At 71.4% G+C, this 6,155-nt stretch carries 6 protein-coding genes; 1 reads left to right on the forward strand and 5 read right to left on the reverse strand.

Translation table 11 applies throughout. The features are described from left to right. Positions 1-116: 116 nt before the first annotated feature. Complete coding sequence (locus tag VJR25_RS08375) at positions 117-1,091, reverse strand: electron transfer flavoprotein subunit alpha/FixB family protein (RefSeq protein WP_324114490.1); 975 nt, start codon at positions 1,089-1,091, stop codon at positions 117-119. Between the two features lie 11 nt (positions 1,092-1,102). Continuing rightward, positions 1,103-1,876, reverse strand: a complete 774-nt coding sequence (locus VJR25_RS08380; protein ID WP_324114491.1) for an electron transfer flavoprotein subunit beta/FixA family protein — start codon at positions 1,874-1,876, stop codon at positions 1,103-1,105. 100 nt (positions 1,877-1,976) lie between these two features. Here VJR25_RS08380 and VJR25_RS08385 point away from each other — a divergent pair, with 100 nt between their 5' ends. After that, a complete protein-coding gene (locus tag VJR25_RS08385; RefSeq protein ID WP_324114493.1) occupies positions 1,977-2,522 on the forward strand; it encodes a MarR family transcriptional regulator in 546 nt (181 codons plus the stop codon). Between the two features lie 2 nt (positions 2,523-2,524). Here the strand turns inward: VJR25_RS08385 and VJR25_RS08390 are convergent, their stop codons facing one another. From VJR25_RS08390 to VJR25_RS08400, 3 genes are all read right to left on the reverse strand, one after another. Then, positions 2,525-3,301, reverse strand: a complete 777-nt coding sequence (locus tag VJR25_RS08390; protein WP_324114495.1) for an enoyl-CoA hydratase — start codon at positions 3,299-3,301, stop codon at positions 2,525-2,527. A 45-nt stretch (positions 3,302-3,346) separates the two neighbouring features. After that, positions 3,347-4,504: an acyl-CoA dehydrogenase family protein gene (locus VJR25_RS08395; RefSeq protein ID WP_324114498.1), complete on the reverse strand. Its 1,158-nt coding sequence runs from the start codon at positions 4,502-4,504 to the stop codon at positions 3,347-3,349. A 254-nt stretch (positions 4,505-4,758) separates the two neighbouring features. Continuing rightward, positions 4,759-5,928 carry a thiolase family protein gene (locus VJR25_RS08400; RefSeq protein ID WP_324114500.1) on the reverse strand — a complete coding sequence of 390 codons (1,170 nt, stop codon included), beginning with the start codon at positions 5,926-5,928 and terminating at the stop codon, positions 4,759-4,761. Positions 5,929-6,155 lie beyond the last annotated feature (227 nt).

A 6,155-nucleotide genomic window follows, 5' to 3' on the forward strand; every position in this document is an offset into this window, starting at 1 on the left:
GCTCGCTCAACGACCGGGGGGTCGACGACCGCGGGGGGCGTGGCATCGGCGGGGGGCCAGGGGGCGCCGCCGGGGGTGCGCGGCAAACCGCGGCGCAGCTGCACCGTGCCCACCGGTTACGCCTTCCGGGCTTCCAGGGCCGCGATCAGCTGCGGCACCACCTGGAACACGTCGCCGACCACCCCGAAATCGGCGATGTCGAAGATGGGGGCATCCTCGTCCTTATTGATCGCCACGATCGTCTTCGCCGTCTGCATGCCCGCCTTGTGCTGGATGGCGCCGGAGATCCCGAGCGCCACATACAGCTGCGGCGACACCGACACACCGGTCTGCCCCACCTGGTACGACTGCGGCACCCAGCCGGAGTCGACCGCGACGCGGGACGCCCCGACCGCAGCCCCCAGCGCATCGGCGAGCTGCTCCACGAGCGCGAACTTCTCCGCCGACCCGAGCCCCCGGCCACCGGAGACGATCTTCGCCGCCCCGCGCAGCTCCGGCCGGGCGGATGCCACCACAGCGGCATCCACCGAGTCCACGGACCCGGCCCGGCGCTGGTCGGCCGGCACCTCCAGCGCGGTCACGGTCGCGGTCACCGGATCGCTCCGGTCGTCGATCGCGCCCTGCCGCACCGTGATCACCGGGGCGCCGTAGGTCGCCGCCGACTCGGCGGTGAACGCGCCGCCGAACACGGAATGGCGGGCGACGATGCCCTCGTCGTCGCGGGCGACGCCGATCGCGTCGACCGCGAGCGCCACCCTCGCACGTGCGGCATACCGGGCCGCGGCATCCCGCCCGTCCACGGAGTTCGAGACGAGCACCGCATCCGGGCCGACCAGCTCCGCCGCGGCGGCCAGTGCGGCGACCGTCGGCAGCGTCAGCTGCGCGGCATCCCCAGCCGCCCACAGCGCGTACGGGGCGCCGAGGTCGCCCGCCTTTCCGGCGAGGCTCTCGGCCCGCGGACCGACGACGAGCGCGACCGGAGTGCCGATCACGGATGCCGCGCCGATGAGGGCGGCGGAGCTCTTCGCGAGCTCGCCGTCAGGGGTGACGTCCAGCAGGACGAGGACGGGATCGGTGCCGAAGTCGGTCATCTGCGCTCTCCTCAGGCCAGCCGGTTGTCGACGAGGAACTTGGCCAGCTGCTCGCCGGCATCCCCGGAATCGGTGATCTTCACGCCCGCGGTGCGCGGCGGCCGCTCGGCGACCGCCGTCATGATCGACCACGGCTGCGCGGCGGCATCCGCATCCACGTCGAGCTCCGCGAGCGACCACGTCTCGAACGGCTTCTTCTTCGCGGCCATGATGCCCTTGAAGCTCGGCAGCCGGGGATCGGGCATCCGCTCCGTGATCGACACCACCGCCGGCAGGGATGCCGACACCTGCGCCGTGCCGCCGTCGATCGCGCGCTCCCCCGACACCCGGTCGCCGTCGACCTCGATCGTGTTCAGCGCGGTCAGCTGCGGCACGTCCAGCAGCTCCGCCACCATCGCCGGCACCACACCGCCCGACCCGTCCGTGGACTGGTTGCCCGCGATCACGAGGTCGAACCCGATGCGGCGCAGCGCCGCGGCCAGCACCTGCGCGGTCAGCGACACGTCGGCCCCGACCAGCTGCTCGTCCACGACCTGCACCGCGGATGCGGCACCCATCGCGAGTCCCTTGCGCACGGTCGCCTGTGCGGCTTCGCCGGCCATCGACAGCACCACGATCTCGGTGTCGTCGGCCTTGCCGCCGAGGGTGATGGCGGCTTCGAGGGCCCGCTCGCAGATCTCGTCGACCACGCGATCGCCCGAGCGATCCGCCAATCCGGTCTCGAGTCCCAGCTTGCGGTCACCGTAGGTGTCGGGCACCTCTTTGACCAGCACGACGATCTTCATGCGCACTCCTTCGTCACAGTCGCCACGTCGACTGCCTTCCGAGTCTATTGAGACTCGTGGAAACCGATAACGTTGAAGATCTACGAGGAGGTCCGCCCAAGTGGTTGCCAAACGAGCCGGACGCACCCTGCGCATCGATCCGATCGCCGAGGCGAAGCGCCAATGGGTGGAGCACGGGTGGACGGATGCCGCCCCGGGAATGACGGTGGTCACGTCGATCATGCGCGCGCAGCAGCTGATGCTGGCGCGCGTCGAGCAGACGCTGCGGCCGTTCGGGCTGACGTTCGCCCGCTACGAGATGCTCACGCTGCTGCACTTCAGCCGTCAGGGACGCATGCCGATGGCGTCGGCCGCGGTGCGCCTGCAGGTGCACCCGACGAGCGTGACGAACACGGTCGACCGGCTCGAGGCATCCGGACTCGTCAAGCGCGAACCGCATCCCGAGGACGGTCGCGCCACCCTCGTGGTGCTCACCGACGCCGGGCGTGCGCTCGCGATCGAGGCCACGGACGCCCTCAACCACGAGGTGTTCGAGAAGCCGGGACTGTCGCCGGAGGATGCCGACGCGCTCGTGTCGGTGATCGCCCGGATGCGGCGGGATGCCGGCGACTTCGCCGACCCCCGCCCGGCCCCCGAACCGCTGTAGGCTCATCGGCCGGTGAACTCCGGCGGCCGCTTCTCGCGGAACGCGGCCATGCCCTCCTTCTGGTCCGCGGTGTCGAACAGCGCGGCGAACGCGTGCCGTTCCAGGCGCAGGCCTTCGGCGAGGCTCGTCTCCATCGCGGCATCCAGCGCGGCCTTCGCGGCGTACACGCTCGGCAGCGACTTGGCGGCGATCGTGTCGGCCATGCGGCCCGCCTCGGCGAGCAGGTCGGCGGCGGGGACCACGCGCGAGACGAGTCCGGCACGCTCGGCCTCGGCGGCATCCATCATGCGCCCGGTCAGCACGAGCTCCGCGGCCTTGTAGTACCCGACGGCGCGCAGCAGACGCTGCGATCCGCCCATGCCGGGGATCACGCCGAGGTTGATCTCGGGCTGACCGAACTTCGCGGTGTCCGCGGCGAGGATGATGTCGCACATCATCGCCAGCTCGCAGCCGCCGCCGAGCGCGTAGCCCGAGACCGCGGCGATCACCGGGGTGCGGACGGCGGCGAACCGCGCCCACTCCCCGAAGTGGTCGCCCATGATCATGTCGAGCCCGGACTTCGACTCCATCTCCTTGATGTCGGCTCCGGCCGCGAACGCGCGCTCGGAGCCGGTGACGACGATCGCACCGATGCCCTCGTCGGCGTCGAACGCGGCCGCCGCCGCGACGACGTCGTGCATCACCTGGCTGTTGAGGGCGTTCAGGGCGTCGGGCCGGTTCAGCGTGATCCAGCCGACGCGGCCGCGGGTCTCGACGAGGATCGTCTCGTATTCGGTCATGCCCTTCATCGTTCCACGGGCTGCGTTTCGTCTCGCCACGCTCGCTCAACGACCGGCGAGGATGCCACGGCCGATGATCACGCGCATGATCTCGTTGGTGCCCTCGAGGATCTGGTGCACACGCAGGTCGCGCACGATCTTCTCGATGCCGTAGTCCTGCAGGTAGCCGTATCCGCCGTGCAGCTGCAGGGCCTCGTTGGCGACGCGGAATCCGGCGTCCGTCGCGAAGCGCTTCGCCATGGCGCACTGCAGCGAGGCATCCGGGGCCTTCGCGTCGAGCGCCGCGGCGGCGTCGCGCACCAGGGCGCGCGAGGCCACGAGGTCGGTGGCCATGTCGGCGATGGCGAACGCGATGGCCTCCTTCTCGGCCAGAGGCTCGCCGAAAGCGGAGCGCTCGTGCACGTACCGCACGGTGCGGTCGAGCGCCCACTGCGCGCCGCCGATCGAGCAGGCGGCGATGTTCAGGCGCCCGCCGTCGAGGGCGGACATCGCGATCTTGAAGCCCTGGCCCTCGCTGCCGAGCAGGGCGGATGCCGGCACCCGCACGCCGTCGAAGATCACCTGGCGGGTGGGCTGGGCGTTCCAGCCCATCTTGCGCTCGGGCTGACCGAACGACAGGCCGGGCAGCGTGCCGTCGACGAGGAAGGCGCTGATGCCGCGGGCGCCGGCATCCCCCGTCCGGGCCATCACGACGTACACGGATGCCTCGCCGCCGCCGGAGATGAACTGCTTCACGCCGTCGAGCACGTAGTCGTCGCCGTCGTGCACGGCGCGGGTCTGCAGGGCCGCGGCATCCGATCCCGCTCCGGGCTCGGTGAGGCAGTACCCGCCGAGGTCGGCCATGGTGACCAGCCGGGGCAGCCAGGTCGTGCGCTGCTCCTCGGTGCCGTAGCGGTCGATCATCCACGCCGACATGTTGTGGATGGAGATGTAGGCCGCGACGGCCGGGTCGCCCTGGGCGAGCGCCTCGAAGATCTGCACCGCCTCGCTGCGGCCGAGGCCGGCGCCGCCGACGTCCTCGCGCACGTAGATGCCGCCGAGGCCCAGTTCCCCGGCCTTGCGCAGCGTGTCGCGCGGGAAGATCTTGTGCTCGTCGCGCTCGAGGGCGAACGGGGCGAGCTCGGCGTCCGAGAACTCGCGCACCGCCTCGAGGATCGCGGTGCGCTCATCGGCGGTCAGCAGCGGGGTGGTCGACATCAGCATGGGATCTCCACGGTCATCGGGACGTGGCATCCGTCGCGCCACGTCACGCTTGTTCGGTCATCCACCATTATAGTCGGACATCCGAGTGTCCGCGCACGGACCCTGCCCCGCCCCGGGCCCCACACCCCCGCGCACGACGCCGCGAACCCTCACCGGATGACGCGAACCCTCACCGAAAAGCTGCTGGAGGGCGTATTCGGGTCAGGGCTCGCGTATTCGGGTCAGGGTTCGCGAAGGGGTCGGGCGGCTGCGGGTCAGAGGCGCTCGAGGATGGTGGCGTTCGCCATGCCGCCGCCCTCGCACATCGTCTGCAGGCCGTAGCGGCCGCCGGTGGCCTCGAGGTGGGCGACGAGGGTGCCCATGAGGCGGGCGCCGGATGCCCCGACCGCATGACCGAGGGCGATCGCGCCGCCCCAGGGGTTGAGCCGCGCCGGGTCGGCGTGCAGCTCCGCCTGCCAGGCGAGCGGCACCGACGCGAAGGCCTCGTTGACCTCGTAGGCGTCGAGGTCGTCGATGGTCAGGCCGCTGCGGTCGAGGATGCGACGCGTGGCCGGGATCGGGCCGGTGAGCATCATCATCGGGTCGTCGCCGACGACGGCGAAGGAGTGGAACCGGGCGCGCGGGGTGAGGCCGAGCTGCGCGGCCCGCTCGGCGGACATGATCAGCACGGCGGCGGCGGCATCCGTCAGCGGCGACGAGTTGCCGGCGGTGATGCGCCACTCCAGTTCCGGGAAGCGGGTTGCGAGCTCGTCGGTGCGGAACGCCGGGGCAAGGCCGGCGAGGCCCTCGACGGTGGTGGACGGCCGCACGGTCTCGTCGCTCTCCGGACCGCCCGGCACGGGGATCACCTGGCTGTCGAAGAGTCCCCCGGCCCAGGCCGCGGCGGCACGGCGGTGGGACTCGGCGCTGAACGCGTCGAGCTCGTCGCGCGTGAGGCCCCACCTGTGCGCGATGAGCTCGGCGGACACGCCCTGGTTGACGAGTCCGTCGGGGTAGCGGGATGCCACGCCCTCGGACACGTGCCCGCCGTGCGCGTTCGAGCCCAGCGGCACGCGGCTCATCGACTCGACGCCCGCCGCGATGACGATGTCGTAGGCGCCGGCGATCACGCCCTGCGCGGCGAAGTGTGCGGCCTGCTGGCTGGACCCGCACTGCCGGTCGATGGTCACGGCGGGCACCCGCTCGTCGAATCCGGCGGCGAGCGCGGTCTGCCGCGCGATGTTCAGCGACTGATCGCCGATCTGGGTGACGCAGCCCATGATGACGTCGTCGACCTGCGCGGATTCCAGCCCGTTGCGCTCGAGCAGGGCCCGGAGCGTCGCCGCGGCGAGATCGACGGGGTGGATGCCGCTGAGCCCGCCGCCCGGCTTTCCCCTCCCCGAGACGGTGCGGACCACATCGACGATGACGGCATCCTGAGTCATGCCGCCAGCCTAGGTGCCCCGCGGGAGGCCGGGGTCGGGAACGTCCACCCCGAGAAGGGACATGCGTTTCGTCTCGTCGCTGCGCTCCTCGCTCAACGACCGGTGGTGGTGGTGCTGCTCCCGGCCCCCGGACGTTGAGCGAGCGAAGCGATACGAAACGCAACCCCGGAAGGGACATGCGTTTCGTCTCGTCGCTGCGCTCCTCGCTCAACGACCGATGGTGGTGT

It is taken from the genome of Microbacterium sp. (genome assembly GCF_035277845.1).
In the GTDB taxonomy this organism is placed as follows: domain Bacteria; phylum Actinomycetota; class Actinomycetes; order Actinomycetales; family Microbacteriaceae; genus Microbacterium.